This window comes from Sphingomonas kyeonggiensis, assembly GCF_014196745.1.
Lineage (GTDB): Bacteria > Pseudomonadota > Alphaproteobacteria > Sphingomonadales > Sphingomonadaceae > Sphingomonas > Sphingomonas kyeonggiensis.
This window is the reverse complement of sequence record NZ_JACIEH010000001.1, coordinates 1,256,077-1,280,943: the sequence shown is the minus strand read 5'-3', so window position 1 is coordinate 1,280,943 and position 24,867 is coordinate 1,256,077. Positions and strand designations below refer to the sequence as shown.

Genomic DNA, 24,867 nt, shown 5'->3' with positions numbered 1-24,867 from the left:
TTCCGCAGCTATTGGAGAGCCTGTTTCGCGCTAAGGCCCGGCCCATGTCACCATGGGCGGAGGGCAGATGCGGGCGGGCAAGACGGGCGATCGTGCGGCGGACGCGGCGGAAGCGATCGCGCGGATCGTCGCCACGCATCTCCAGGCCGATCTCTCGCTCAGGCTGTGGGACGGGCGGATCGTTCCGCTGGGAGACGGCGCGCGCAGCGACATCCTGCTGACCGTGGCGTCTCCGGGCGCGGCACGGCGGCTGTTGCTCAGGCCCGGGCTGATGACCCTGTTCGAGCTCTACGCCGCGGGCGAGCTGGCCATCGAAGGCGGCTCGCCGCTGGAGGCCGCCCGGCGCTGGGACCATATGCGGGCACTGGCCATGCCGCGCGCACTCCCGCGCCGGCGCATCGCCCGGCAGCTGCTGACCTTGCTCACGGCGCCAACCGCATCCGCGGCACCGCGCGCCCTGGCCTATGCGGGAGGCGTCGCGGATTCGCCCGAGTCGGGCCGTGACGACGGTGCGCTGATCCGCTTCCACTATGACGTGTCGAACGCCTTCTACGCGCTCTTCCTCGGCACGGAGATGGTCTATTCCTCCGCCTATTTTCCCGAAGGCCCGACCGGGCTCGATGCCGCCCAGCAGGCCAAGCTCGACATGATCTGCCGCAAGCTGCGGCTGGAGCCGGGCATGCACCTGCTCGACATCGGCTGCGGCTGGGCCGGCCTTGCCTGCCATGCCGCGCGCCATTTCGGCGTGACGGTACACGGCGTCACGCTGTCGCAGGAGCAATTCGACTTCGCGCAGGAGAAGATCGCGCGGCTGGGGCTGGCCGATCGGATCACGATCGAGCTGCGCGACTATCGCACGCTCGACAGCGAGCAGCGCTATGACGCCATCGCGCAGATCGAGATGTTCGAGCATCTCGGCTTCGACAATCACGATCGCCATTTCGCGCTGATGCATCGCCTGCTGCGCCCGCGCGGGCGCTATCTGCATCAGGCGACCACGCGCCGCGCGACGCGGGACCTTGCCCGCTTTCGCAAGCCGACGGCCTATCAGCGCGTGATCACGCGGTTCATCTTCCCCGGCGGTGCGCTCGATCATGTCGGCATGACGGTGACCAATCTGGAACGGTACGGCTTCGAAGTGCACGACGTGGAGAATTGGCGCGGGCATTACCAGCGCACGCTGGAGCTGTGGGCAGAGCGCCTCTGGAGCCACCGCGAAACCGCCGAGCGCGAGATCGGGGCCGGAAGGACACGGCTGTGGCTGCTCTATTTCACCCTGTTCGCCCAGGCCTTCGAGCGGGGCACCTGCCTCGTGTTCCAGACGCTCGCGACGAAGCGGCAGGGCGGACCGGCGGGGCTGCCGCCTTCACGCGCGGACCTTTACCGATAGGCGCTCAGGCAGCCTGCCCGTTCCAGCCCTTCCGCCGCTCGCAGACCTGCGCGATGTGGTCCTTCACGTGCTTCATCATCACGTTCGCGCTCAGGCGATATTCCGGCCAGTTCTCAAGGACATGGCGCCGCGCCCAGCGCAGGCAGAAATCGTCATAGTCGCGCTGCAGCTGGATGCAGTCGATCTTCAGAGCGCGGGCGTCGCGGCATGCCTCTTCCGATCCGACGCCCTGCTGGGCCGGCTCGTAGATTTCTTCATGGACGAAGCGCTGATAGGCGGCCAGCGCCTCGACCATCTCGCGGCGCAGATGGCGCAGGGCGTCCAGATCCGCATCCTTCACGGAATCGGTGATCTGGCTTCGGGCAGTGACCATGATCTCGATCAGGCGATCATGATGGCGGGAGAGGATATCGAGACGCCGGGACATTGCTTCACAATGGAGCAAATGTCTTTCCAGACGCTTACTCCTGCCGGGCCACAGGCGCCGCGGTGCCGGACCGATCGATCAGCTTCGATGCGGCGAACACCCCGACCAGGGCAACGGCCGCGCCGATGAGCATGTCCGTCAGATAATGGGTGCCTTCGACGGGCACGGACACGAGCATCGCGAGGCTCAGGCAGATCAGTGGCCAGCGCAGCGGCCCGCTGTGCCACGCGGCGGCAATGTACAGGACGACGGACGCGGTGTGGAAGCTCGGCGCCGAAACCAGGCCGCGCAGCTCGTTCAGGTTGATCTGCGTCATCTGATGCGCCCGCAGCGCCGGAATGAGCTGCTCCTGCCAGATCGCACTGGTCGGCATATAGGGGATCGGCCCCTTCCACAGATAGGATAGCGGGCCGACGGCCGGCATGAACAGGTAGAGGGTCAGGGTGATCATCGCGGCCAGCCAGAAGCTCGCGAGGAAACGGTGCGCCTCGCGCCGCTGGCCGCGGATCGCGAAGGCGGCGAGCAGCGCGGCGGGGATCACATAGATGCACTGATAGGCCGCCACGCCGAGGATCTGGAGGCTGCGATGTGCCGCGACCATCTCGTACCAGGCGAGCCAGTGGAAGCGCAGCGCCTCGTCAATGCGCTGGAGCGGGGCATCGGCAAAGCCATGCGACAGCGCCGCCAGCGGATAGGTGCTCACGGCGCCGAGCAGGGCCATCGCCGTGAACAGGCCGACATATTCCGCGCCGTCGGAGAGCGGCTGCTTCCAGCGCAAGCCGGTCCGGGCAAGCGCGGGCCGGACGGCGAAGGTGAGCGCGAGCCCGATGAAATAGGGCGCATTGCTCGGCCGCAACAGGTCTATCCGGAGCCCGGCCTTCCACAGCAGCAGCGTGCAGATCGCGACGCTCAAGCCCAGCGCGCCCCACAATTGCATCGTGGAGAAGCCGGTCGAGGAAAGCAGGCGATGGTCCGAAACGGGGTTGGCGGAAATCTCGGGCGCTGCACGGAGCGGGCGAAACAGGGCATTGCCCGGCACCGGCCGGGCGCGATCGAAACTTGGCACTATCCGCCATGGATAGCGGATTGGCGCGCGGGCGCAATCGCTTCGGGCGGGCCCGCCTGCCCGCCCGTCCTCGATCGGGACCCGGCGCTCAGCGCGTCGGGTAGTTCGGCGCCTCGCGGGTGATCGTCACGTCATGGACGTGGCTCTCGCGCAGGCCCGCATTGGTGATGCGGACGAAGCGGGCCTTCTTCTGGAATTCGGGGATCGTCGCGGCGCCGACATAGCCCATCGACGCCTTCACGCCGCCGACCAGCTGGTGGATCACGTCCTTCGCCGGGCCCTTGAACGCGACCTGGCCCTCGATGCCCTCGGGCACCAGCTTGAGCTGGTCCTTGACGTCCTGCTGGAAATAGCGATCGGCCGAGCCGCGCGCCATCGCACCGACCGAGCCCATGCCGCGGTACGACTTGTAGGCGCGGCCCTGGTAGAGGAACGTCTCGCCCGGCGCTTCCTCGGTGCCCGCAAGCAGCGAGCCGATCATCGCAGTCGAGGCGCCGGCGGCGATCGCCTTGGCGACGTCGCCCGAGGTGCGGATGCCGCCATCGGCGACCACCGGCACGTCGTGCTTTGCTGCTTCGTTGGCGGCTTCCATCACCGCGGTGAGCTGCGGCACGCCGACGCCCGCGACGACGCGGGTGGTGCAGATCGAGCCCGGGCCGATGCCGACCTTGATGCCGTCGGCACCCGCGTCGATCAGCGCCTTGGCGGCTTCGGCGGTGGCGATGTTGCCCGCGATCACCTGGACGCGGTTGGAGAGCTTCTTCACCCGCTCGACGGCGCGGCTGACCTCGACATTATGGCCATGCGCGGTGTCGATCACGATCAGGTCGACCTCGGCATCGACCAGCGCCTCGGTGCGCGCAAAGCCCTTGTCGCCGACGGTGGTGGCGGCGGCGACGCAGAGGCGGCCGGCGGCGTCCTTGGTGGCCGACGGATAGTTCACTGCCTTCTCGATGTCCTTCACCGTGATCAGGCCGACGCAGCGATAGGCATCGTCGACGACCAGCAGCTTCTCGATGCGGCGCGAATGGAGCAGGCGGCGCGCCTCTTCCGAGCTGACGCCGGCGCGGACGGTGACGAGGTTCTCGTGCGTCATCAGCTCGGCGACCGGCTGGTCGAGCCGCTCGGCGAAGCGGACGTCGCGGTTGGTGAGGATGCCGGCGAGCTTGCCGCTGGCCTCGACCACGGGAACGCCGCTGATCTTGTGCTGGGCCATCAGCGCGCGGGCCTCGGCCAGCGTGCCGTTGGGGGCGATGGTGATCGGGTTGACGACCATGCCGCTCTCGAAGCGCTTGACCGCGCGGACCGCTTCCACCTGCTCCTCGATGTCGAGATTGCGGTGGAGCACGCCGATACCGCCGAGCTGCGCCATGACGATCGCCATGTCGGCTTCGGTGACGGTATCCATCGCCGAAGAGAGGATCGGAATGTTGAGCGAAAGGCCGCGCGTTACCCGCGTGCGGGTGTCGGCCATGCTCGGCAGGACTTCGGATTCTCCCGGATAGAGGAGAACGTCATCGAAGGTGAGGCCGAGGGGGATGTCCATGGGGTGCGCCAATGTCCTGATTCGGAAGTTGGCGGCCCATGTAACCGCGAGGGTTGGAAAGCGCTAGGGGGTCGGCGTTTTCTGACGTCATGCAAAGCAGTGCCTGCTCGATCGCGACCTGCTCGCGGATGCTGCGGGCGAGCGCCACCGAGGCACGGCAATAGCCGGGCCAGTCAGCCGCGACCTCACGCGGCCCCCAGGAACCGACGTGCATCGTGTACTCGATGCGCTTCTCGATATTCGCCTGGCGAAGCGCCGCGAGCTGATCGGCAAGGACGCCGGTCGCCTGGCGCTCGAGCTCCTGGCAGAGCTGATCGACCTTGTTGCGGCGCTCACCATTGACCTTGGAGATGTAGAGGCGGACGCGCGAGAGCCGGAGCTGGTCGAGCTCGGGCTGTGCGATCAGCATCTCGATCTCGTCGAGCGCGGCGAGCAAGTCACGGTGCAAAATGGGTAAGCCGGGCATGCTTTTATCATAGGATAAGTCAGGCCTACGTGGTCGCCCTTAGGCAGCGAAATGTTCCGTAGTGGCGGTATCTCAAATGCGATCGAGCAGCGCACGGGCCTGATCGACGTGCATCGTCTCGATCATCCGCCCTTCGTAGCGCTCGGCGCCGCCCGTCGCCGCCGCGATCAGCGCCCGGGCATCGGCGCGCTCGGCTTCGCTGGGACCGAAGACCCGGGCGGCGATCTCGATCTGGTTGGGATGGATCAACGACTTGCCGTCATAACCGAGCGCCCGGCCCTCGCCGCATTCGGCCGCAAGCCCTTCGGGATCGTCGAGCCGGTTGAACACGCCGTCCAGCGCCCAGACCTGGCTGGCGCGGGCGGCGAGGACGATGGTCTGGAGCGCCACGCCCATCTGGGCGCGGCCGCTGGACGGCGGCAGGCGGAGCGAGGCGGCGAGATCGTTGGTGCCCGCGATGAGCCCCGACACACCGGGCACCGCGGCGATATCGGCCGCGGCGAGCACCCCGAGCGGAGTCTCGATCATCGCGAGCAGCGGCTTGCCGAGCGCCCTGGCGACCTGCGCGACATCGGCCGCGCTCTCGGCCTTGGGCAGTACTGCGAAGTCCGCGCGCGAGGCGGCGACTGCGGCGACATCCTCCAGATGCTCGCCCGACTCGATCCCGTTCAGCCGGATCGCGGCGAGACGCGGGCCGAAACCCTGTGCCACCGCCTCCACCGCGGCGATGCGGGCAGTCGCCTTGTCCGCGTCCTTCACGGCATCCTCCAGGTCAAGGATCACCAGGTCGGCGGAGAGGCCCCGCGCCTTCTCGATCGCGCGCGGATTGGAGGCCGGCAGGAACAGGGCGGTGCGCGGTGCGAGACGGGCTGTGGTCATGGCCCCTCTCTATGCTAGCAAGAAGCAAATCGTGAAGGGGGAGTCGGAATGCTCGTACTCAATGTTTTCCTGGGCGCGGTGGCCGTGGTCGTCGTGCTCTACCTCTTCTCCAGCGTGACGATCGTCCGCCAGGGCTATCAGTACACGATCGAGCATTTCGGCCGCTTCACCAGCGTCGCCGGGCCGGGCTTCAACTTCTATCCCGCCTTCTTCTACCGGGTCGGCCGGCGGGTGAACATGATGGAGCAGGTGATCGACATCCCCGGCCAAGAGATCATCACCAAGGACAATGCGATGATCTCCACCGACGGCGTGGTGTTCTTCCAGGTCCTCGACGCGGCCAAGGCGGCCTATGAGGTGAGCGACCTCTATATCGCGCTGCTCCAGCTCACCACGACCAACCTGCGCACGGTGATGGGCTCGATGGACCTGGACGAGACGCTGTCGAAGCGCGACGAGATCAACGCGCGGCTGCTCTCGGTGGTCGATCATGCGACGACGCCCTGGGGCGTGAAGATCACGCGTGTCGAGATCAAGGACATCCGCCCGCCCGCCGACATCGTCAACGCGATGGGCCGGCAGATGAAGGCGGAGCGCGAGAAGCGCGCCAACATCCTCGAGGCCGAGGGTACCCGTGCTTCGGAGATCCTGCGCGCCGAGGGCCAGAAACAGTCCAAGATCCTCGAGGCCGAGGGCCGGCGCGAGGCCGCCTTCCGCGACGCCGAGGCGCGCGAGCGTTCGGCCGAGGCGGAAGCCAAGGCGACGCAGCTGGTGTCGGACGCGATCGAGGCGGGATCGAGCCAGTCGCTCAACTATTTCATCGCGCAGAAATATGTCGAGGCGGTCGGCAAATTCGCCACTTCGCCCAATGCCAAGACCATCCTGTTCCCGGTCGAGGCAACGCAGCTGATCGGCACGCTGGGCGGCATCGGCGAGCTAGCAAAGGAAGCGCTGGGTGGTGGTGGCAATGGCGGCGCGCCGCGTCCCCCGGCGCCCCCTGCCCCGCCGCGCCCGCGGCCGTTCGAACCCAAGGAGGGGTGAGATGGACTTCAACCAACTGCTCGCCGTGCCGGGTCTGGCCTGGCTGATCCTTGCCGCGGTGCTGGCGATCGCCGAGCTGCTGGCACCGGGCATCTTCCTGGTCTTCATCGCCGCCGGCGCGGCGGTGACCGGGGTGGCGACGTTGCTGGTGCCCGCGTTCGACCTGGTGTTCGAAGTGTTCCTGTTCGCCGCGGCGTCGGCTGCGGCCGTGGCGGTCGGGCGGCGCTGGTACCGCCAGAACCCGGTGCCGAGCGCAGACCCGCTGCTCAACGACCGCGTCGCCCGGCTGATCGGCCAGGTGGTCACCGTGGTCGAGCCGATCGTCGCGGGCCAGGGCCGGGTGAAGGTGGGCGACGGCGAATGGCCGGCCCATGGCCCCGACACCCCCGTCGGCGCGCATGTCCGCATCACCGGTGCCCGTAGCGGCTCGCTCGACGTCGAGCCCGCCTGAGTTTTCTGTTCGTCATCCCCGCCTTCGCGGGGTGATTTTGGGAGTTTGAAGTTGGATACCACTCGCCGCCAGTTGCTGCTCGGCGCGGGCTCTACGCTCGCGCTTGCCGGTTCTCCCGCCGCCGCCCGCGCCCTGTTCGCCCCGAACGACGCCCCCGCCCAGGCGCTGATCGACCGTGCCGCCGAGCAGATGCTGCGCGACTATCCCGAGACGGCGACGACTCTGGGCGTCGACAAGGACAAGCGCGCCAATCTGAAGCACCAGCTGATGGACCGCTCGGTAAAGGGCCAGGCGAAGATCGCCGCCAATCTGAAGCAGGTCCTGGCCGATATCGCCAAGCTCGACCTCAACGCGCTGAGCCCGGCGATGCGCACCCATATCGACGTGATCCAGGCCAGCCATTCCAACGCGCTGAAGGGCTTCGCCTTCGGCTATGGCGACGTCGCGACCGGCAGCTGGCGCAACACGCCCTATGTCGTGGTGCAGAATGTCGGCGCCTATATCGACACGCCGCGCATGCTCGACAGCGATCACCAGATCGCCAGCCCGGAGGACGGCGAAGCCTATCTCGACCGGCTGGAGAGCTATGCCGAGCAGCTGGACAGCGAGACCGAGCGGCTGAAGCTGGCGGCGCGCAAGGGCGTGATCGCCCCCGACTTCCTGCTCGACAAGTGCCTGAAGCAGATCAAGCTGGTCCGCAGCGGCAATCCGGCGGGCTGGGGCGTGGTGACCTCGGTCGCCAATCGCACTGCGGGGATGCAGGGCGATTTCGGCGAGCGCGCCTGGCTGCTCGCCAAGGACAAGCTGACCCCCGCCCTGGACCGCCAGATCGCCGAGCTGGAGAAGCACCGCGCCCGCGCGACCAGCGATGCCGGCGTGTGGAAGTTCAAGGACGGCGACGCCTATTACGCCTGGGCGCTGAGCGCGGGCACCACGACCAGCATGACGCCCGACGAAGTCCACCAGATGGGCCTCGACCAGTTGGCGAAGATCCAGTCCGAGATGGACGGGATCCTCAAGAAGGAAGGCTATAGCCAGGGTTCGGTGGGCGCGCGGATGGAAGCGCTCGCCAAGGATCCGCGCTTCACCTTCCCGGACAATGACGCCGGCCGCGCCGAGATCATCAAGTTCATGCAGGAGCGCGTCGACGATATCCGCGGCCGCATGCCCCAGGCCTTCCACACGCTGGTGAAGGGCAATCTCGAAGTGCGCCGCCTGCCGCTCGAGGAGGAACCGGGGGCAGCCGGCGCCTATGGCGGCCCGGGATCGATCGACGGTACCGTCCCCGGCAAGATCTGGCTCAACCTGCGCACCACGGCGTTGCACACGCGCTTCAGCGTGCCCGACCTCGCCTATCACGAGGGCATTCCGGGCCATGTCTGGCAGGGCGAATATGCCAACAAGATGCCGCTGATCCGCAGCATCCTGGCGTTCAACGCCTATTCGGAAGGCTGGGCGCTCTATGCCGAGCAGCTGGCCGACGAGCTGGGCGTCTATGCCGAGAACCCGGCGGAGAAGCTCGGCTATCTCCAGTCGCTCGGCTTCCGCGCCTGCCGGCTGGTGGTCGATACCGGCCTCCACGCCAAGCGCTGGACGCGCCAGCAGGCGATCGACTGGTTCGTCACCGCCAACGGTTCCTCGGTCGAGGAAGTCTCGGGCGAGGTCGACCGCTATTGCTCCTGGCCGGGCCAGGCCTGCGGCTACAAGGTGGGCCATAGCGAGATCAACCGCCTGCGCGACAAGGCGAAGGCGGCGCTGGGCGACCGCTACGACTTCCGTGCCTTCAACGACGCGGTGGTGCTGGGCGGAAACGTGCCGATGACCGTGCTGGGCCATGTGATCGACCGGCACGTCGCGGAGCGCCAGGCCTGAGCGGGCGCCCGCGTTACGCACTGGCCGCGGCTTTGCTGTTCGCGGTGGAGGTGGCGATCGCGCTGTTCGTGCGCGATCGCTTCGTCCGGCCCTATCTGGGCGACGTGCTGGCGGTGGTGCTGGTCTATTGCGGGCTGCGCGCGGTGCTGCCGCTACGGGTTCTCCCGGCGGCGGTGCTGGCCTTCGCGATCGGTGCGCTGATCGAGTTCGGCCAGGCGGTGAACCTGCTCGACCTGATCGGGCTGCGCGGCAACCCGGTCATCGCCGTCGTGCTGGGCGGAAGCTTCGAGTGGCTGGATTTCGTCGCCTATGCGGCGGGAGCGCTGCTGGCGCTGGCGGCGGAGCGCTTCATCCATAGATGACCGCCACCCCCGCTCTCGCGGGGATGGCGGATAGCGGGTTTACTGCTTCCCGCCGAGCAGGCCCGAAGCGAGGCCGCCAATCTGGCCGAGCACGCCGCCGGCGTCGCCCTTGAGCAGGTCGGCGAAATGCCCGAGCGAGCCCTCACCGCCGATATGGCCGATGATCTCCTGGAGCTTGTCCACCGGCAGACCGGTGTGCTCCGCCGCGCCTTCGGCGGTGTCGACGTCCATCGGGTGGAACTTGGCGAGCGCCTGCACGGCCTGCTCGACATGCTCGGGCGAGAGCCCGACCTTGGCTGCGAGATTGGCGATGTCCGCGTTCTGCGTGACCTGGCCGAGGATACCGTCGAGAATGCTCATAATCTGCTCCTGTTACGATGGGGTTCGGAACGGGAGCGTATCTAGCATATCCGCGCGGCTCAGCCCAAGGGCAACGGTGCCCGGTCCGGCGGAACGAAACCCCGACGCGCCGGGACGGAGAAGAGCAGCTCGCGGCTGTAGAAACCGAGCGGCCAGTCGCGCCGGCCCATCGGCGATGCCAGCAGCGCATTGACGCGCGCGGCAAGTCCGGTCTCGCTGGTCCGGGCAAGAAACAGACGCACGCCGGCGACATAAGTGCGGGTGATCGTGTCGTGATAGCCGCCCTTGTCGTCATTCACCCCGCCGACGCTCTCGTTGAAGCGCGAGATCAGCCCGGCGATCTCGGCATCGACATCGATGTCCGGACGTTCGGCGACCAGATACAGGCATGCGGCGAGATGCGCCTCATGGGTCCACTCCTCCTTCGCAAGCGAACAGGCGAGCAGGCCTTCGCCGAGATGGACGATCTCGGCGTCGGTGGCGAACAGTCTTGGCGAGAACTCGGTCATCGATCGGGCTCCTGTCGCCCGATCGATGACCGGGCCGGTTATGCGGTAGCTGTCACTTGCGGTGCGGCCTCGCGGACGCCTTGATCCACGTGATCCGCGAATTGGGCGAAGTTCTCGACGAACTGGTCGACCAGGCGGCCGGCGGTCGCGTCATAATCCGCCTTGTTGTCCCAGGTCGCACGCGGATCGAGGATCGCGCTGTCCACGCCATTGACCGCGACCGGCACCATGAACCCGAAATTCGGGTCCTTGCGGAACTCGGCCTGGGCCAGGCTGCCGTCGAGCGCGGCGTTGAGCAACGCGCGAGTCACCCGGATCGGCATGCGCTTGATGCCCGGATCGGTAGCGCGGCCGCCGCTCCAGCCGGTGTTGACCAGCCAGCAATCGACACCGCCCTTCGCGATCCGCTCCTTGAGCAGATTGCCGTACACCGCCGGGTGGCGCGGCATGAAAGCGGCACCGAAGCAGGTCGAGAAGGTCGTCTCGGGCTCGGTCACCCCGATCTCGGTGCCGGCAACCTTGGCGGTGTAGCCCGAGAGGAAATGATACATCGCCTGGTCCGGCGTCAGCTTCGCGATCGGCGGCATCACCCCGAAGGCGTCGGCAGTCAGGAAGATGATGTTGCGCGGGACAGGTCCGAGATTGCGCTCGGAGGTATTGGGAATGAAGTCGATCGGATAGGCACCGCGGCTGTTCTCCGCGAGGCTGTTGTCCGCCAGGTCGAGCGTGCGGCTCTCTTCGTCCATCACGACATTCTCGAGCACCGTGCCGAAGCGCTTCGTCGTCGCGAAGATCTCCGGCTCGGCTTCGGCCGAGAGGTTGATCATCTTGGCGTAGCAGCCGCCTTCGAAGTTGAAGACGGCGGTGTCCGACCAGCCATGCTCGTCATCGCCGATCAGCGTGCGCGACGCATCCGCCGAGAGCGTGGTCTTGCCGGTGCCCGACAGGCCGAAGAACACTGCGGTGTCGCCTTCGGGGCCGATATTGGCCGAGCAGTGCATCGGCATGATCCCATCGACGGGCAGCAGATAGTTGAGCAGCCCGAAGACGCTCTTCTTCATCTCGCCGGCATAGGCGGTGCCGCCGATCAGGATCAGCTTCTCGGTGAAGTTCACAGCGATCACCGTCTCGCTGCGGGTACCGTGGCGATCGGGATCGGCGCGAAAGCTCGGCAGGTCGATGATCGTGTATTCGGGCACGAAGCCGGCTAGCTCGGCGCCCTCGGGGCGGACCAGCATCGTGCGGATGAACAAATTGTGCCAGGCCAGCTCGTTGATCACGCGGACATTGACGCGGTGCTCGGGCTGCGAGCCGCCATACAGGTCCTGCACAAACAGCGTGTCGCGGTTGGCGATCTCGGCGAGGAAATCGGCCTTGAGCGCCGCGAAATGCGCCGGGCTGATCTCCTTGTTGACCTTGCCCCACCAGACACTGTCCTCGGTCGTCGCGTCGCGGACGATGAACTTGTCCTTGGCACTGCGGCCGGTGTGCTTGCCCGTGGTGACGACCAGCGGGCCATCCTTGGCCAGCTTGCCCTCCCCACGCGACACGGCCTGCTCGACGAGCTGGGCGGTTTCGAGGTTCCAGAAAATATCGGCGCCCGTCCCGATGCCCATGACATCGAGACCGTGGCGCGGCGTGCGCTCGGTCAAATTTGCCTCCGTCTCCAAACACCCTGGGGGTGATTTGCCCGGGCTGTTGCCGCCCAGTGCAATATTATTGCGTGGCCATAAGCCCCTGCCGAAAGGGGGGTCAACCCGAGTAAACGTTGTCAGCCGATTGAGCGGCGAAGAAGTTTCGGTTACGCCGTCCAATCAATGGTTCCGAGTGTCGCAAACGCATGACCGCTACGATCGCGCTGGTCGATGATGACCGTAACATCCTGACCTCCGTCTCGATCGCCCTGCAGACCGAGGGTTTCCTGACGCGAGTCTATTCCGATGGCGAGAGCGCATTGAAGGCGCTGATCGACAATCCGCCTGACCTGGCGGTGCTCGACATCAAGATGCCGAAGATGGACGGGCTCGAGCTGCTGCGGAAGCTGCGCGAGAAGAGCACGATCCCGGTGATCTTCCTGACCAGCAAGGACGACGAGCTGGACGAGGCGCTGGGCCTGGCGATGGGCGCGGACGACTATATCGCCAAGCCCTTCTCCCAACGGCTTCTCATCGCCCGCATCCGCGCGATCCTGCGCCGGACCGAAGCCGCGCAGCCGAGCGCCGAGGGTGGCGAGGAAGTCACCGCCGAGGCGCTGGAGCGCGGCCGGCTGACCATGGACCCGGCACGCCACCGCGTGACCTGGAACGGCACCAACGTGACCCTCACCGTCACCGAATTCCTGATCCTCGAGACGCTGGCGCAGCGCCCGGGGATCGTGAAGACCCGCAACCAGCTGATGGATGCCGCCTATCAGGACGACATCTATGTCGATGACCGAACCATCGACAGCCACATCAAGCGCGTCCGCCGCAAATTCCGGCAGGTCGATCCGGAATTCGATGCTATCGAGACGCTCTATGGCGCGGGCTACCGGTTCTCGGACGAGTAGGGACGAGCGCGACCTCGCGCTCAAATGGTCCAATCGCGTCAGCCTGACGCCGCGCATCCTCGCGGTGAACATCGTCGCGCTCGCGCTGCTGGGCGGCGGCTTCTACTATCTCGACTCCTACCGGAGCCGGATGGTCGACAGCCGCGTCGAGCAGGCCGGTCGCGAAGTGCGGCTGATCGCCCAGGCGCTGGCCTCGGCCAAGGACGAGAAGCGCCGCGACCTGCTGGTGCTGAGCCTGGCACGCGACACCGGCACCCGCATCCGGCTGTTCGACGAGAAGGGCAAATCGCTGGCGGACAGCAAGACGCTGGGGCTGCGCAACGTGGTGCTGCGCGATCCGGACAAGGATCCCTGGGGGCTCGAGGCGGCGCGCATCCTCGATGCCGTGATCGATACGGTGGCCGGCGCCGACCGCGCGCCGCTCTACCGCGAGCGCCCGGTCGACCAGGGTCTCGACTGGCCCGATGTGCGCACCGCCCTTTCCGCGCACGGTACGCCGGCGACGGTATGGCGTGCGCCCGATCGCACGCCGGTGATCACCGCCGCTGCGCCGATCACCGAGCTGGGCGTGGTGATGACCACGGCAAACGCCCGCGACATTACCCAGACCGTGCGCGCCGAACGCTTCCGGCTGGGCATGGTGCTGCTGTTCGTCTCGGTATTCTCGATCCTGCTCTCGCTCTTCCTGGCGCGGACGATCGTGCGGCCGCTGCGCCTGCTCGCCCGCGCAGCGATCCGCGTGCGGCTGGGCCGCGCCCGCGAAGTGGTGGTGCCCCGCCTGCCCGACCGCAGCGACGAGATCGGCCTGCTCGCCCGGGCGCTCTCGGACATGACCCAGGCGCTGCGCGCCCGGATCGACGCGACCGAGGCCTTTGCCGCGGACGTCACCCACGAGCTGAAGAACCCCCTCGCCTCGCTGCGCTCCGCCGTCGACGGGATGGCTGCGGTGAAGAAGAAGGAGCATCGCGACCAGCTGCTCGAGATCGTCCGCGACGACGTGCTGCGGCTCGACCGGCTGATCACCGATATCTCCGAGGCTTCGCGCCTCGACGCCCAACTCAGCCGTGCCACCTTCGAGCCGGTGGATATCGGCGCGATGATCCGGGCGCTGCTCGACCAGCGCGAGACGCGCGGTATCCCCAACCGCATCCGCATCGCCTTTGATCGTGCCGCCGGGACCAAATTCACCGTGCTCGGCGAAGGCGCAAGGCTGGAGCGCGTGTTCGAGAATTTGATCGAGAACGCGATCTCCTTTTCGCCGTCGGGCGGCCTGATCGCCATTTCCGCGGCCAGCGACGAGGAAGACCTGACGATCCGCGTCGAGGACGAAGGCCCCGGCGTGCCGGAGGAAGCCCGCGAGAACATCTTCCGCCGCTTCCATTCGGTGCGGCCGCAGCAGGAGGCGTTCGGCCAGCACTCCGGTCTGGGGCTTGCCATCGCCCGTACGATCGTCGAGGGCCACCAGGGGAGCATTTCAGTCGAATCGCGGGAGGATCGATTGAGCGGGGCAAGATTCGTCGTTCGTCTGCCACTGGCAGGACGAAGCTGAATGGCTGAAATTTCTTCGGAATCCATTCTGGCCGCCTGTGTGGCGATCGATGGGCAGGGCGTGCTGATCGAGGCGCGGGACGATGCCCAGCGCACCGATCTGCTGCTCCGGCTGATCGACCGTGGCGCCATGCTGGTGGTCGATGCGCGGACCGTCTGCGTGCGCCGCGGCAAGGCGCTGTGCGCCACCGTGCCTGCGGGTACCGGCGGGCGCATCGAGATTCGCGGGATCGGCGCGGTGCCGCTGCCCAGCCTCGACGAAGCGCCCGTCGCGCTGGCCGTGGTGGTGCTGGACGACGCGCCACGCCTGCCCGAGGACCGTCGCACGCGCCGCATCGCGGGGATCGAGATCCCGGTGCTCGCGCTGGGGCCGAGCGAGCCCGCGGCTCCCATCAAGGTGGAATATGCGCTAAGGGCCCTCGCACGATGAGCAAGGCGCGCCCCAAGCAGATCCTGCTCGTCACCGGCATGTCCGGTGCGGGCAAATCGACGGTGCTGCGCACGCTGGAGGATCTCGGCTGGGAAGTCGTCGATAACCTGCCGCTGCTGCTGCTCAACCGCCTGCTCGACACCGCACCGGCCGAAGCGGATGACGATCGTCCGCTGGCCATCGGCATCGGCAGCACGACCCGCGGTTTCGACCCCGAGAGCATCGTCCGTCGCATCAAGAAGCTGCGCGAGGAGCATGGCCACGACATCGGCACGCTCTTCCTGGAATGTTCGGGTGCCGAGCTGGAGCGGCGCTATTCCGAGACGCGCCGCCGCCATCCGCTCGCGCAGGATCGTCCGGCCTGGGACGGGATCGCGCACGAGCGCGAATTGCTCACGCCGCTGCGCCGCTGGGCGAATCGGCTGATCGACACCACCGATCTCAGCTCGAACGAGCTCGCCCAGCAGATTCGCGCGACCTTCTCCGGCGAAGGCCTGGGTGAGACGGTGATCTCGGTCGTTTCCTTCGGTTTCGCCCGCGGCCTGCCGCGCGATGCGGACCTGGTGTTCGACATGCGATTCCTGCGCAATCCGCATTGGGTGGCCGAGTTGCGGCCCGGGACCGGCCGGGATGCCGATGTCTCCGCCTATATCGCCGCCGATCCCGCCTATCCGGCGGCGATGGCGCAGATCGAGTCGCTGCTGCTCCTGCTGGTCCCGCGCTACCAGGCCGAGGGAAAGGCGTATGTTACGATAGCGTTCGGATGCACGGGCGGCCGCCACCGGTCGGTTCATGTCGCCGAACGGATGGCCCAGCGGTTGCGCGCCGCGGGTTTTTCGCCCACGGTGGCGCATCGTGATACCAAGACCGCGCCGCAGGACTCGCTGGAGGGGGCCCCGGTGACCACGGCAGGGGGCGGAGTTTGAAATGATCGGTTTGGTGCTCGTGACGCACGGACGACTCGCGGAGGAGTTCGTAGTCGCGATGGAGCATGTGGTGGGCAAGCAGGAGCAGATCGCATCGATCTGCATCGGGCCCGAGGACGACATGGAAGGTCGCCGCGCGGACATCGCCGCGGCGATCCAGAGCGTCGATTCGGGTCGCGGCGTGATCGTGCTGAGCGATCTGTTCGGAGGCACGCCTTCGAACCTCGCCATCTCCCTGATGGAGGCAGGCCGGGTCGAGGTGATCGCAGGGATCAACCTGCCGATGCTCATCCGCCTGGGCAGCGCGCGCAAGACGATGAAGGTCACCGAAGCGGTGGCCGCTGCGCGCGACGCGGGCCGCAAATACATCACCGTCGCATCCGAAGTCCTGGGAGAGGCTGCCGCTTGAGTCGCACGATCCGAAACGTCACGATTTCGAACAAGCGCGGCTTGCACGCGCGCGCCAGCATGGCCTTTGTGACGCTTGCCACCGCCCAACCGGTCGAACTTACCGTCGAGAAGGACGGCAACACCGCCTCGGGCACGTCGATCCTCGACCTGATGATGCTTGGCGCCGCCAAGGGAGACACGATCTCGATCAGCGCGGAGGGCGCCGGCGCCGATGGCGCGGTGCAGGCGCTGGTCGAGCTGGTCGAAGCGCGGTTCAACGAGGAATAGCCTCGTCCGCGCGGAGTAGCTAAAGGCCGCCGATGCCTCGCGAAATCACCGCCTTTTCCAATCCGCTCATCAAGCGCGTCCGCAACCTGCGCGACAAGAAGCATCGCCGCGAGGAAGGCCTGTTCCTCGCCGAGGGGCTGCGCATCCTGACCGAGGCGCACGAGGCCGGGCGGGTGCCGGAATATCTCTTCTACTCGAAGGACATGGCCGGCCATCCGCTGGTCCGTTCGCTGGTCGACGCCACCGAGGGCGCGGGCGGCTGGGCAGTCGAGACCAATGCCGACATCCTCTCCAAGCTCTCGGGCAAGGACAATCCGGGCGCGGTGGTCGGCGTATATCCCGACTTCGCCGTCACCCTGGCCGATCTCGATCGCACCAAGGCAGGCATCTGGCTGGTCGCCGAGCGGCTGCGCGATCCCGGCAACCTCGGCACCATCCTGCGCACCGCCGATGCGGTGGGCGCCGGCGGGCTGATCCTGATCGACGACTGCGTCGATCCCTTCTCGGTCGAGGCCGTGCGCGCCAGCATGGGGGCGCTGTTCACCGTGCCGGTGGCGCGATCGAGCTGGGGCGACTTCCTCGTCTGGCTGCGCAAGGGGCCGGGCCAGCTGGTCGGGCTCAGCCTGGATACCGAGCATGACTATCGCGCGCCGCTCTACGAGGCGCCGACCTTCCTGCTGACCGGCAACGAGGCGCAGGGCATGCCCGGCTTCATGGCCGAAGCCTGCGACCTGCTGGTCAAGATACCGATGCTCGGCAAGGCGGACAGCCTGAACGCCGCGATCGCCACCGCCGTCATGGCCTATGAGGTGCTCGGCCAGCAGCGAAGCTGAACGCCAGCTAATCGTTACGGCCATGGTCGGTTCAGACCGTCCCATGCATTGTGTTCCGCATAGAGGGAGTGAATCAATGCGACTTTCGACCATCGCCGCCGCCAGCCTGATCGCGCTGACCGCCCTGCCCGCCGCGGCGCAGGCCCAGGCCGATTATCGCGCCGGCGGCACCGAGCCGTTCTGGAGCCTGACGATCGGCGCGCGGACCATGCGCTTCGAGGCGCCGGGTCGCCGGCCGGTGAGCGTGCCGACGCCCAAGGTGATCCACGGCTTTGCCGGCGAGATGTGGCAGACCCGCCGGATCAACGTGAACACCAACCATCGCCCGTGCCGCGACGGGATGAGCGACCGCGTCCATCCCGACACTGTGACCGTCACCGTCGACGGACGCCGGTTCGAGGGCTGCGGCGGTGAACCGCGGGCCGAGGCCGGTACCGGCCTGGTCGACGGCAACTGGCAGATCACCGCACTGAACGGACGCCCGGTGGCGCCGGGCTCCCGCCCCTCGATCGCATTCGACAAGGGCCGGGTCTCGGGCAATGCCGGCTGCAACCGCTTCACCGGCAATTATACGTTCGCCCGTGGCCAGATCAGCACCGGCGGCGTGGCGAGCACCAAGATGGCCTGTATCGACCGCGCCCGGAACCTGCAGGAGCAGACCATTCTCGGGCTGCTCGGCGAGCGGCTGACCGTCTCGACCAACCGGGCCGGCAAGCTGGTGCTGACCGGCCCCCGCGGCCGCAGCCTGACCCTGGTCCGCAGCCGACCCTGACCTGACGCGCGGGGCGATGGAGACCATCGCCCCGCGCGCCTATATCGCATGCCGCAGCGCCCCCTCGCTGAAGTTCCGGAAGCGGTAACCGGAACGGGCCCCGCAGGCGGGATCCTGTCTTTCCAACAGGGCAAGGAGCTGCCAGGCCGGCCGCCTGGCCACACCAGCCAAGCAACCGAATCCTAGCCGCGTACCGCTCAGCTGGTCTTCTTCTTCGCCCGCTGCTCCTCGATATAGCGCAGCTCGCTCTTCACGGCCTCGTCGTTGGGCGACACTTCCAGGCACTTGCGGAACAGCTTCTCCGCATCGTCGAGCCGACCCATCTCGATCATGTCGAAAGCCATGCCGAACCAGGCGCGGCGCAGCGACTTGTTGCGCCGATCGCCTTCCTGGCGGAGCGCGGCATCAGCGGCGCGGGCATAGAAATCATAGGAACGCTGCCAGCTCTTCTGCGCCTGATAGGCATAGCCGAGCTCGGACAGATAATGCGGATGGAACGGCGCCAGCGCCACCGAGCGTTCGAGGAAGGGCACCGCGGCATCGAGCTGCTTCAGGTCGATCAGCGCGAACCCCTTGGCCCAGAGCGCGATGCACCAGCCGCCGTCCGCCAGGGTATAATCCTTGCCGGCCACCCCGGCATAGGCCTTGGTCTCGGCCGGCTCGACATCGCAAAGCGGCTTCGGCTTGCCGGCATAGCGGCGCTCGTAATCGGCGAGCAGCGGGTTGAGCTTGTCCACCGCCTGTTGCGGCTGCCCCCCCTGGATCAGCTGGACGATCTCGCCGAGCTTGGCGTCGTTGGTCGACTCCTGGGCCTGGGCGGCCCCGATCGGCGCGGCGGCAAGCAAGAGTGCGAAAGCAAGCTTCATCGAATTCCCCTCCTTTTCGATAGCGCGCCAGACTATCCCGCAGCGGCGCCGCCGTCACCACATCGATCAGTCCCCGGCCTGTCCTTCCAGCTGATCGCGCACCATGCCGTGCGGATCGAGCGCGAACTGGCGCTGCAGGCGAAAATGCAGCGTGTCTTCGAGATCGACCGGCTCGAGACCGTAACGGTTCATCGCGAGCAGCGTTGCATCGGGCAGCGCCATCAGCAGCGGCGAATGGGTGGCCATGATCACCTGTGCCTTGCCCTCTTGCTGGATGCGGTGGAGCAGGCGGAGGAAATCGAACTGGCGATTGGGCGACAGCGCCGATTCGGGCTCGTCGAACAGGAAGATGCCCGGACGGGCGCAGCGCTCCTCGAAGAAGCGGACAAAGCTCTCGCCATGCGAATGCGAGAGAAAGTCGGGCGGCGCAGCACCGCCCTCACGCGCGGCAGTATCGAGATACCGGGCGACCGAGAAGAAGCTCTCCGCCCGGAAGAACCAGCCCTGCCCGATCTTGGGCAGCCAGCTCGCCTTGAGCGTGCCGGCGAGCGCACCGCCGCTGCTCTCCAGCGCGCGGCTGTTGTCCACCGCGAGATAGCCCGGGCCGCCGCCGCTCTCGTCGAACCCGGCGATCACCCCGATCGCTTCGAGCAGGGTCGATTTGCCGACGCCGTTCTCGCCGACGATGATCGTCACCGGCCGGTCGAAGCCTAGCTCGAACTCGCGCCTGCGGAACAGCGGCAGGCACCAGGGATAGGCGGCCCAGTTCGCCTCGGCCTCGGGATCGAGCCAGATGCGCTTGAGATAGGGCGGCGGCAGGCTGGTGTGCCGGTAGCGCGGCATCGCGTTATTCCGCCGCTTCCGCCTCGGGCTCGCCGGCATGGCTGGCGAGCAGTTCGACCGGCGGCACCGCCTCGATCTCGCGTGCGCCCGTCTCGACGTTCAGTTCCTTGAGCTTGCGCGCCGAGACCAGCGCGCGGGTCTCGAGGCTGGTGGCGAAGGTGTTGAAATTCTTGACCGCGGTGTTGAGCCCCGAGCCGACAACGCGCAGATCGCCCAGCGCCTTGGCCAGCCGGTCGTACAGCTCCTTGCCGAGCTCGCCGATCTGGCGCGCCTCCTTGGCGAGCTTCTCCTGGCGCCACACCGCAGCGACGGTGCGCGCGATCGCGATCAGGTTGGTCGGGGTGGCGAGCAGCACGCGCTTCTCGAAGGCGAAATCCCACATCGTCGGATCGAATTCGAGCGCGGCGGAGAGGAAATGCTCGCCCGGCACGAACATGATCACATAGTCGGGCGCCTCGCTGAACTGGTTCCAATAGGCCTTGTTGCCCAGCCCGTTGATATGCGCCTTCATCGAGGCCGCATGCGCGGCGAGGCCGATGCGCCGCTCCTCCTCGTCCACTGCGCCGAACGCGTCCTGATACGCGTTGAGCGAGACCTTGGCATCGATCACCAGCGCGCTGCCACCCGGCACATGGACGATCACGTCGGGGCGCAGCCGCCCGCCATCCTCGCCCGCGACGTTCACTTCGGTCTCGAAATCGGCATGTTCGGACAGGCCGCAGGTCTCCAGCACGTTGCGCAGCTGCTGCTCGCCCCAGCGGCCGCGCGCCTTAGGCGCGTTGCGCAGCGAATTGACCAGCTTGGCCGCCTCGCTGCTCACCCGCTCCTGGCCGATCCGCATCTGTTCGATCTGGCCCTTGAGGTCGCCGAACGCGTCGCGCCGCTCGGCCTCGACCTTGGCGACACCTTCCTCATAGCGCTGGAGCCGCTCGTTGACCGGCTGGAGCAGCGCCTTGAGGTTCTGGCCCGAAGTCTGCTCGGATTCCTTGAACCGCTCCTCGGCGCGCTTGAGGAAGGCTTCCTGCGTCTCAGTGAGCATCGTGCCGGCGAGCTCGCGGAACTGGCCGGCCATCGCCTCCCGCGCGCCCTTGAACTCGGCGAGACGCTCCTCGAACGCTTCCGCCTTGGTGCGCAGCTCGGTGAGCTGGAGCCGGGCATCGTCGCGCTCGTCGCGGAGCATTTCGGCCTGGCTGCGCAGCGCCTCGACATGGCTGGCGCGCTCCTCTGCCGCGGCGAGATCGGTGATCGCCGCCTTGAACTGCGCCTCCCGCGCATCGCGCTCGGCCCGCATCTGCGCCGCCGGGCGCCCGCCCAGGAACATGCCCAGGCCGAGCCCGATGACGAGCGCGGCGACCGCAACTCCTAGCGCCAGCAATTCCAACACAAGCCTCCCGGAAGTTCACTAAGTTCACGACATGCACGCGCGAGAAAGGCCGGACCAGGCGCACAGCCCGCGCGGATGCTCAAGCGCGGAACATAACTTGAACAGTCTGAGTAGGACAGGGTTAATTTAGGGTCCGGTTCCGACATATCTTCACTTGTTTGAATATATGCACTGCCCGACTATGGGCCACCCACCCGGATCGGGGGGAATCAGGGGTCGCGCGTTCACCATCGTCCCATCGCACCAGCGAAAAAGGAACACGCACATGGCCCTCACCTATCATCTGGCCCGCGAATGCCTCAACAATGTCGATGACGCCGCCGGACGCTTCCAGATCGAAGGCGGCAAGCTCAGCGACGCGAAGAAGCAGCCCGTCGGCACCTATTCGATCGTACGGCGGATAAGCTGCGGCACCCAGGCGTTCAACACCGCCCAGGTCTGGATCACCCTGTTCTTCGGCAAGCTGCCCGACACGAAGATCCCGCCGGAAAACATCACGCTGCACGGCTCGCACGACTTCAACAGCGGCGACGGCCTGGGCAGCGTCAGCGCGGCATCTAGCAGTTTCGTCGCCCAGATCGGCAAGCAATACAAGTCCGCTTCGTCGACCGGAACGATCGTGATCGGCTGACGCGGCACCGAAGGGGCCGCGCGCCGGAGATCAGGCGGCGGCCCTGCGCGCCTTGTTGAGCTTCTTGAGGATCATGTCGCGCTTCAGGCGCGAGAGGTGATCGATGAAGACGATGCCCTGCAAATGATCCATCTCGTGCTGGATGCAGGTGGCGAGCAGGCCCTCGAAGACCTCGTCATGCGCGACGCCCTTCTCATCGAGCCACTTCACGCGGCAGCGCGCGGGGCGCTCGACATCGGCGAACTGCTCGGGGATCGACAGGCAGCCCTCGGTATAGATCGACTGCTCCTCGGCCGGATCGAGGATCTCGGGATTGATGAAGACGCGCGGCTCGCGGATCGGCTTGCCTTCCTCGTCTTCCTGTTCCTGGAGATCCATGACGATCAGGCGCTTGGGCACGCCCACCTGGATCGCGGCGAGGCCGATGCCGGGCGCGTCGTACATCGTGTCGAACATGTCCGCGATCAGGTCGCGCAGTTCGTCGGTCACCTCCGTGACAGGTTCGGAGATGAGACGCAGACGCGGATCGGGTACTTCGACAATCGGTAGAATGGCCATGGCGCCAATTTAGGCCAGTGGGGCGCTCAAATCAATAATTCTAGGCCACCGGCCGCCGCGCGCGCAGTGCCTGGGCGAGCGTGCCCTCGTCGAGATAGTCGAGTTCTCCGCCCACCGGCAGGCCGTGCGCGAGCTGGGTGACGCGTACCGGATAGGTCTCGATCCGCTCGGCGATATAATGGGCGGTAGTCTGCCCCTCGAGCGTGGCGTTCATCGCCAGCACCACCTCGTCGATGCCGCCGGCGGCGATGCGCGCGACCAGCCTGTCGATGCGAAGATTCTCGGGCCGGACGCCCTCCAGCGCCGAGAGCCGGCCGCCAAGGACATGGAAACGCCCCGGAAAGAGGCGCGAGCGATCGAGCGCCCAGAGGTCCGCCACTTCCTCGACCACGCAGAGCGAGCGCACGTCGCGGCGCGGATCGGCGCAGATCTGGCAGGGATCGCTGGTGTCGACATTGCCGCAGGTGCCGCAGGTGACCAGGTTCCGGCTAACCGCGCCCAGCGCCGAGAGCAGCGGATCGAGCGCGGTCTCGCGCTTCTTGAGCAGATGGAGCACCGCGCGGCGCGCCGAACGCGGGCCGAGGCCGGGAAGTCGCGACAGGGCCTGGGTGAGCGCTTCGATCTCGGGAGATGCCATGGCGGGAGAGATAAGCGAGGCGGAACGGAAAGCAAACACCCCTGCCCCGGCCCGTCGTCCCAGTGGAAGCGGGGATATCAGGAGATTGCGCAGGACCAGAGCCGCATGAGATCCCGGCTTTCGCCGGGATGACGGTTGGGGCTAAAGGCCCGGCATGCGAGTGATATTCATGGGAACGCCCGACTTTGCCGTGCCGGTGCTCGATGCGTTGGTGAAGGCCGGCCACGACGTCGTGGCGGCTTACAGCCAGCCGCCGCGGGCGGGCGGGCGGCGGGGCAAGGCGCTCACCCCTTCGCCGGTGCATGCCTGGGCCGAGGAACTGGGGATCGAGGTGCGCACGCCGCTCTCGTTCCGGAAGGACCCTGACGCGCTTCCGGCACTGCAGGCGCTGGAGGCGGATGTCGCGGTGGTCGCTGCCTATGGCCTGATCCTGCCCCAGGCGGTGCTCGATGCGCCGAAGCATGGCTGCCTGAACGTCCATGGCTCGCTGCTGCCGAGATGGCGCGGCGCCGCGCCGATCCAGCGCGCGATCCTCGCAGGAGACGCGGAGACGGGCGTCGGCATCATGCAGATGGAAGCCGGGCTCGATACCGGGCCGGTGCGGCTGGAGGAGCGGACGTCGATCGGTGGCAAGACCGCGGGGGAATTGACCGTCGAACTGAGCGCGATGGGCGCCCGGCTGATGGTCGAAGTGCTGGCGGACCTGGACGGGCATCCTGCGGTGGTGCAGCCCGAAGAGGGGGTGACCTACGCCTCGAAGATCGAAAAGGCGGAGGCGCGGCTCGACTTCACGCGAAGCGCGGTGGAGGTCGAGCGGCAGGTTCGGGCGTTCAATCCCGCCCCGGGTGCCTTTTTCGAGTTTCAGGGCGAACGCATCAAGGTCCTGACCGCGCACGTCCAGACCGATCTCGAACTCCGTGCGGACTTCGAGAGCATTCCCGGCCTGATCCTGGACGATCAGCTGGCGATCGGCTGCTGCGTCGGCGCGATTCGCCCCGACATGGTCCAGCGAGCCGGCCGCGGTGTCATGACGTCACGCGAGCTTCTGCGCGGCCTGGATATCCCCAGGGGAACCCGGCTTTGACGCGGTTCGCGCTGACGGTGGAATTCGACGGCCGGCCCTTCATGGGCTGGCAGCGGCAGGACCACGGCCCGAGCGTGCAGCAGGCGATCGAGGATGCCGCCTTCGCGGTGACCGGAGAGCGCGCCTCGGTGCAGGCCGCCGGCCGCACCGATGCCGGCGTGCACGGCCTGGGCATGCGCGCGCATATCGACATCGAGAAGCCGATCACCGCATTCCGGCTGATGGAGGCACTCAACGCGCGGGTGCGGCCCAATCCGGTGGCGATCCTCGATTGCGTCGAAGTGGCGGATGATTGGCATGCGCGTTTCTCGTGTGTTGCACGCCACTATGAATACAGAATCTCAACAAGACGCGCGCCGCTCACCTGGGAGAAGGGGCTCGCCTGGCGGGTGATCCCCCCGCTCGATGCCGGCCTGATGGCCGAGGGCGCTGCGCGGCTGGTGGGGCGGCACGACTTCACTACCTTCCGCTCGGCGCATTGCCAGGCGGACAGCCCGCTGCGCACGCTCGACCGGCTCGAAGTAATCGCGGAGGGCGAGCGGATCAGCGTCTTCGCCTCGGCCCGCTCGTTCCTGCACCACCAGGTACGCTCGATGGTCGGGTGCATCGTGCTGGTCGGCCAGCGCCGCTGGACGCCCGACGACATGACCGCGGCGCTGGAAGCCCGCGACCGCGCCGCGCTGGGGCTCAATGCGCCGTCGGACGGGCTGTTCTTCCTGCGGGCGGATTATCCCTGATGTCCCTCCCGCAGAAGCGGGAG

Annotated in this window: 29 protein-coding genes; 16 read left to right on the top strand and 13 right to left on the bottom strand. The window is 67.2% G+C overall.

Features of this window, described 5'->3' with window-relative positions; all coding sequences use genetic code 11:
• The first annotated feature begins 67 nt into the window (after positions 1–67).
• On the top strand, positions 68–1,390 hold the full coding sequence (locus tag GGR46_RS06120; RefSeq protein ID WP_183995505.1) for an SAM-dependent methyltransferase: 1,323 nt from the start codon (positions 68–70) through the stop codon (positions 1,388–1,390).
• A 4-nt stretch (positions 1,391–1,394) separates the two neighbouring features.
• On the opposite strand, the gene GGR46_RS06115 is transcribed toward GGR46_RS06120, so the two are convergent.
• From GGR46_RS06115 to GGR46_RS06095, 5 genes are all read right to left on the bottom strand, one after another.
• Positions 1,395–1,817: a hypothetical protein gene (locus GGR46_RS06115; RefSeq protein WP_183995503.1), complete on the bottom strand. Its 423-nt coding sequence runs from the start codon at positions 1,815–1,817 to the stop codon at positions 1,395–1,397.
• A gap of 34 nt (positions 1,818–1,851) precedes the next feature.
• Entirely contained in the window at positions 1,852–2,883 is a 1,032-nt protein-coding gene (locus GGR46_RS06110) for a phosphatase PAP2 family protein (protein WP_343058039.1), read from the bottom strand.
• A gap of 88 nt (positions 2,884–2,971) precedes the next feature.
• Positions 2,972–4,429, bottom strand: coding sequence for an IMP dehydrogenase (gene guaB / locus GGR46_RS06105; RefSeq protein ID WP_183995500.1), 1,458 nt, complete (start codon positions 4,427–4,429; stop codon positions 2,972–2,974).
• Positions 4,398–4,895, bottom strand: coding sequence for a hypothetical protein (locus tag GGR46_RS06100; protein WP_221262568.1), 498 nt, complete (start codon positions 4,893–4,895; stop codon positions 4,398–4,400). The genes guaB and GGR46_RS06100 overlap by 32 nt, the downstream gene beginning before the upstream one ends.
• A 72-nt stretch (positions 4,896–4,967) precedes the next feature.
• Positions 4,968–5,774, bottom strand: a complete 807-nt coding sequence (locus tag GGR46_RS06095; RefSeq protein WP_183995496.1) for an HpcH/HpaI aldolase/citrate lyase family protein — start codon at positions 5,772–5,774, stop codon at positions 4,968–4,970.
• Between the two features lie 48 nt (positions 5,775–5,822).
• Here GGR46_RS06095 and GGR46_RS06090 point away from each other — a divergent pair, with 48 nt between their 5' ends.
• The 4 genes from GGR46_RS06090 to GGR46_RS06075 are packed head-to-tail and all read left to right on the top strand — an operon-like array spanning position 5,823 to position 9,500.
• On the top strand, positions 5,823–6,815 hold the full coding sequence (locus GGR46_RS06090) for an SPFH domain-containing protein (RefSeq protein WP_183995494.1): 993 nt from the start codon (positions 5,823–5,825) through the stop codon (positions 6,813–6,815).
• 1 nt (position 6,816) lies between these two features.
• Positions 6,817–7,266 carry an NfeD family protein gene (locus tag GGR46_RS06085; protein ID WP_183995492.1) on the top strand — a complete coding sequence of 150 codons (450 nt, stop codon included), beginning with the start codon at positions 6,817–6,819 and terminating at the stop codon, positions 7,264–7,266.
• Between the two features lie 51 nt (positions 7,267–7,317).
• On the top strand, positions 7,318–9,138 hold the full coding sequence (locus GGR46_RS06080) for a DUF885 domain-containing protein (RefSeq protein ID WP_183995490.1): 1,821 nt from the start codon (positions 7,318–7,320) through the stop codon (positions 9,136–9,138).
• A 32-nt stretch (positions 9,139–9,170) separates the two neighbouring features.
• Entirely contained in the window at positions 9,171–9,500 is a 330-nt protein-coding gene (locus tag GGR46_RS06075; RefSeq protein WP_221262567.1) for a ribosomal maturation YjgA family protein, read from the top strand.
• Between the two features lie 39 nt (positions 9,501–9,539).
• Here GGR46_RS06075 and GGR46_RS06070 read toward each other — a convergent pair whose 3' ends face one another.
• From GGR46_RS06070 to GGR46_RS06060, 3 genes are read right to left on the bottom strand one after another with little or no spacing between them, the layout of a single operon-like run.
• Positions 9,540–9,860: a hypothetical protein gene (locus GGR46_RS06070; RefSeq protein ID WP_183995488.1), complete on the bottom strand. Its 321-nt coding sequence runs from the start codon at positions 9,858–9,860 to the stop codon at positions 9,540–9,542.
• Between the two features lie 59 nt (positions 9,861–9,919).
• Positions 9,920–10,369 (bottom strand): hypothetical protein, encoded by a 450-nt coding sequence (locus GGR46_RS06065; protein WP_183995486.1) that lies wholly within the window; start codon positions 10,367–10,369, stop codon positions 9,920–9,922.
• A gap of 38 nt (positions 10,370–10,407) precedes the next feature.
• Complete coding sequence (locus GGR46_RS06060) at positions 10,408–12,021, bottom strand: phosphoenolpyruvate carboxykinase (protein WP_183995484.1); 1,614 nt, start codon at positions 12,019–12,021, stop codon at positions 10,408–10,410.
• A gap of 188 nt (positions 12,022–12,209) precedes the next feature.
• Between GGR46_RS06060 and GGR46_RS06055 the strand changes: the two genes are divergently transcribed.
• From GGR46_RS06055 to GGR46_RS06020, 8 genes are all read left to right on the top strand, one after another.
• Positions 12,210–12,917, top strand: a complete 708-nt coding sequence (locus GGR46_RS06055) for a response regulator transcription factor (RefSeq protein ID WP_183995482.1) — start codon at positions 12,210–12,212, stop codon at positions 12,915–12,917.
• Entirely contained in the window at positions 12,886–14,466 is a 1,581-nt protein-coding gene (locus GGR46_RS06050; protein ID WP_183995480.1) for a sensor histidine kinase, read from the top strand. The genes GGR46_RS06055 and GGR46_RS06050 overlap by 32 nt, the downstream gene beginning before the upstream one ends.
• Positions 14,467–14,895: an HPr kinase/phosphorylase gene (locus GGR46_RS06045; protein WP_183995478.1), complete on the top strand. Its 429-nt coding sequence runs from the start codon at positions 14,467–14,469 to the stop codon at positions 14,893–14,895.
• Positions 14,892–15,821, top strand: a complete 930-nt coding sequence (rapZ, locus tag GGR46_RS06040; protein ID WP_183995476.1) for an RNase adapter RapZ — start codon at positions 14,892–14,894, stop codon at positions 15,819–15,821. Before GGR46_RS06045 ends, rapZ begins: the two co-directional genes overlap by 4 nt.
• A gap of 1 nt (position 15,822) precedes the next feature.
• Positions 15,823–16,230, top strand: coding sequence for a PTS sugar transporter subunit IIA (locus GGR46_RS06035; protein ID WP_183995474.1), 408 nt, complete (start codon positions 15,823–15,825; stop codon positions 16,228–16,230).
• Entirely contained in the window at positions 16,227–16,499 is a 273-nt protein-coding gene (locus GGR46_RS06030; RefSeq protein ID WP_183995472.1) for an HPr family phosphocarrier protein, read from the top strand. The genes GGR46_RS06035 and GGR46_RS06030 overlap by 4 nt, the downstream gene beginning before the upstream one ends.
• 32 nt (positions 16,500–16,531) lie before the next feature.
• Positions 16,532–17,332 (top strand): TrmH family RNA methyltransferase, encoded by an 801-nt coding sequence (locus GGR46_RS06025; protein ID WP_183995470.1) that lies wholly within the window; start codon positions 16,532–16,534, stop codon positions 17,330–17,332.
• Between the two features lie 76 nt (positions 17,333–17,408).
• Positions 17,409–18,104 (top strand): META domain-containing protein, encoded by a 696-nt coding sequence (locus GGR46_RS06020; RefSeq protein WP_183995468.1) that lies wholly within the window; start codon positions 17,409–17,411, stop codon positions 18,102–18,104.
• A 197-nt stretch (positions 18,105–18,301) separates the two neighbouring features.
• Here the strand turns inward: GGR46_RS06020 and GGR46_RS06015 are convergent, their stop codons facing one another.
• The 3 genes from GGR46_RS06015 to GGR46_RS06005 form a co-directional block, all read right to left on the bottom strand.
• A complete protein-coding gene (locus GGR46_RS06015; RefSeq protein ID WP_183995466.1) occupies positions 18,302–18,970 on the bottom strand; it encodes a tetratricopeptide repeat protein in 669 nt (222 codons plus the stop codon).
• A 66-nt stretch (positions 18,971–19,036) separates the two neighbouring features.
• Positions 19,037–19,813 (bottom strand): AAA family ATPase, encoded by a 777-nt coding sequence (locus GGR46_RS06010; protein WP_183995464.1) that lies wholly within the window; start codon positions 19,811–19,813, stop codon positions 19,037–19,039.
• A 4-nt stretch (positions 19,814–19,817) separates the two neighbouring features.
• On the bottom strand, positions 19,818–21,194 hold the full coding sequence (locus tag GGR46_RS06005) for a DNA recombination protein RmuC (protein WP_425506529.1): 1,377 nt from the start codon (positions 21,192–21,194) through the stop codon (positions 19,818–19,820).
• Between the two features lie 268 nt (positions 21,195–21,462).
• Here GGR46_RS06005 and GGR46_RS06000 point away from each other — a divergent pair, with 268 nt between their 5' ends.
• The gene (locus GGR46_RS06000; protein WP_183995462.1) at positions 21,463–21,828 is read left to right on the top strand and encodes a hypothetical protein; all 366 of its coding nucleotides are present in this window, start codon (positions 21,463–21,465) and stop codon (positions 21,826–21,828) included.
• Positions 21,829–21,858: 30 nt separating this feature from the next.
• Here the strand turns inward: GGR46_RS06000 and def are convergent, their stop codons facing one another.
• Positions 21,859–22,386 carry a peptide deformylase gene (def, locus tag GGR46_RS05995; RefSeq protein ID WP_183995460.1) on the bottom strand — a complete coding sequence of 176 codons (528 nt, stop codon included), beginning with the start codon at positions 22,384–22,386 and terminating at the stop codon, positions 21,859–21,861.
• Positions 22,387–22,426: 40 nt separating this feature from the next.
• Positions 22,427–23,023 (bottom strand): recombination mediator RecR, encoded by a 597-nt coding sequence (recR, locus tag GGR46_RS05990; RefSeq protein WP_183995458.1) that lies wholly within the window; start codon positions 23,021–23,023, stop codon positions 22,427–22,429.
• A gap of 154 nt (positions 23,024–23,177) precedes the next feature.
• On the opposite strand from recR, the gene fmt reads away from it, so the two are divergent.
• Together fmt and truA are read left to right on the top strand one after the other, a co-directional pair.
• Complete coding sequence (gene fmt / locus GGR46_RS05985) at positions 23,178–24,107, top strand: methionyl-tRNA formyltransferase (RefSeq protein WP_183995456.1); 930 nt, start codon at positions 23,178–23,180, stop codon at positions 24,105–24,107.
• Positions 24,104–24,844: a tRNA pseudouridine(38-40) synthase TruA gene (gene truA / locus GGR46_RS05980; protein ID WP_183995454.1), complete on the top strand. Its 741-nt coding sequence runs from the start codon at positions 24,104–24,106 to the stop codon at positions 24,842–24,844. Before fmt ends, truA begins: the two co-directional genes overlap by 4 nt.
• Positions 24,845–24,867: the final 23 nt, after the last annotated feature.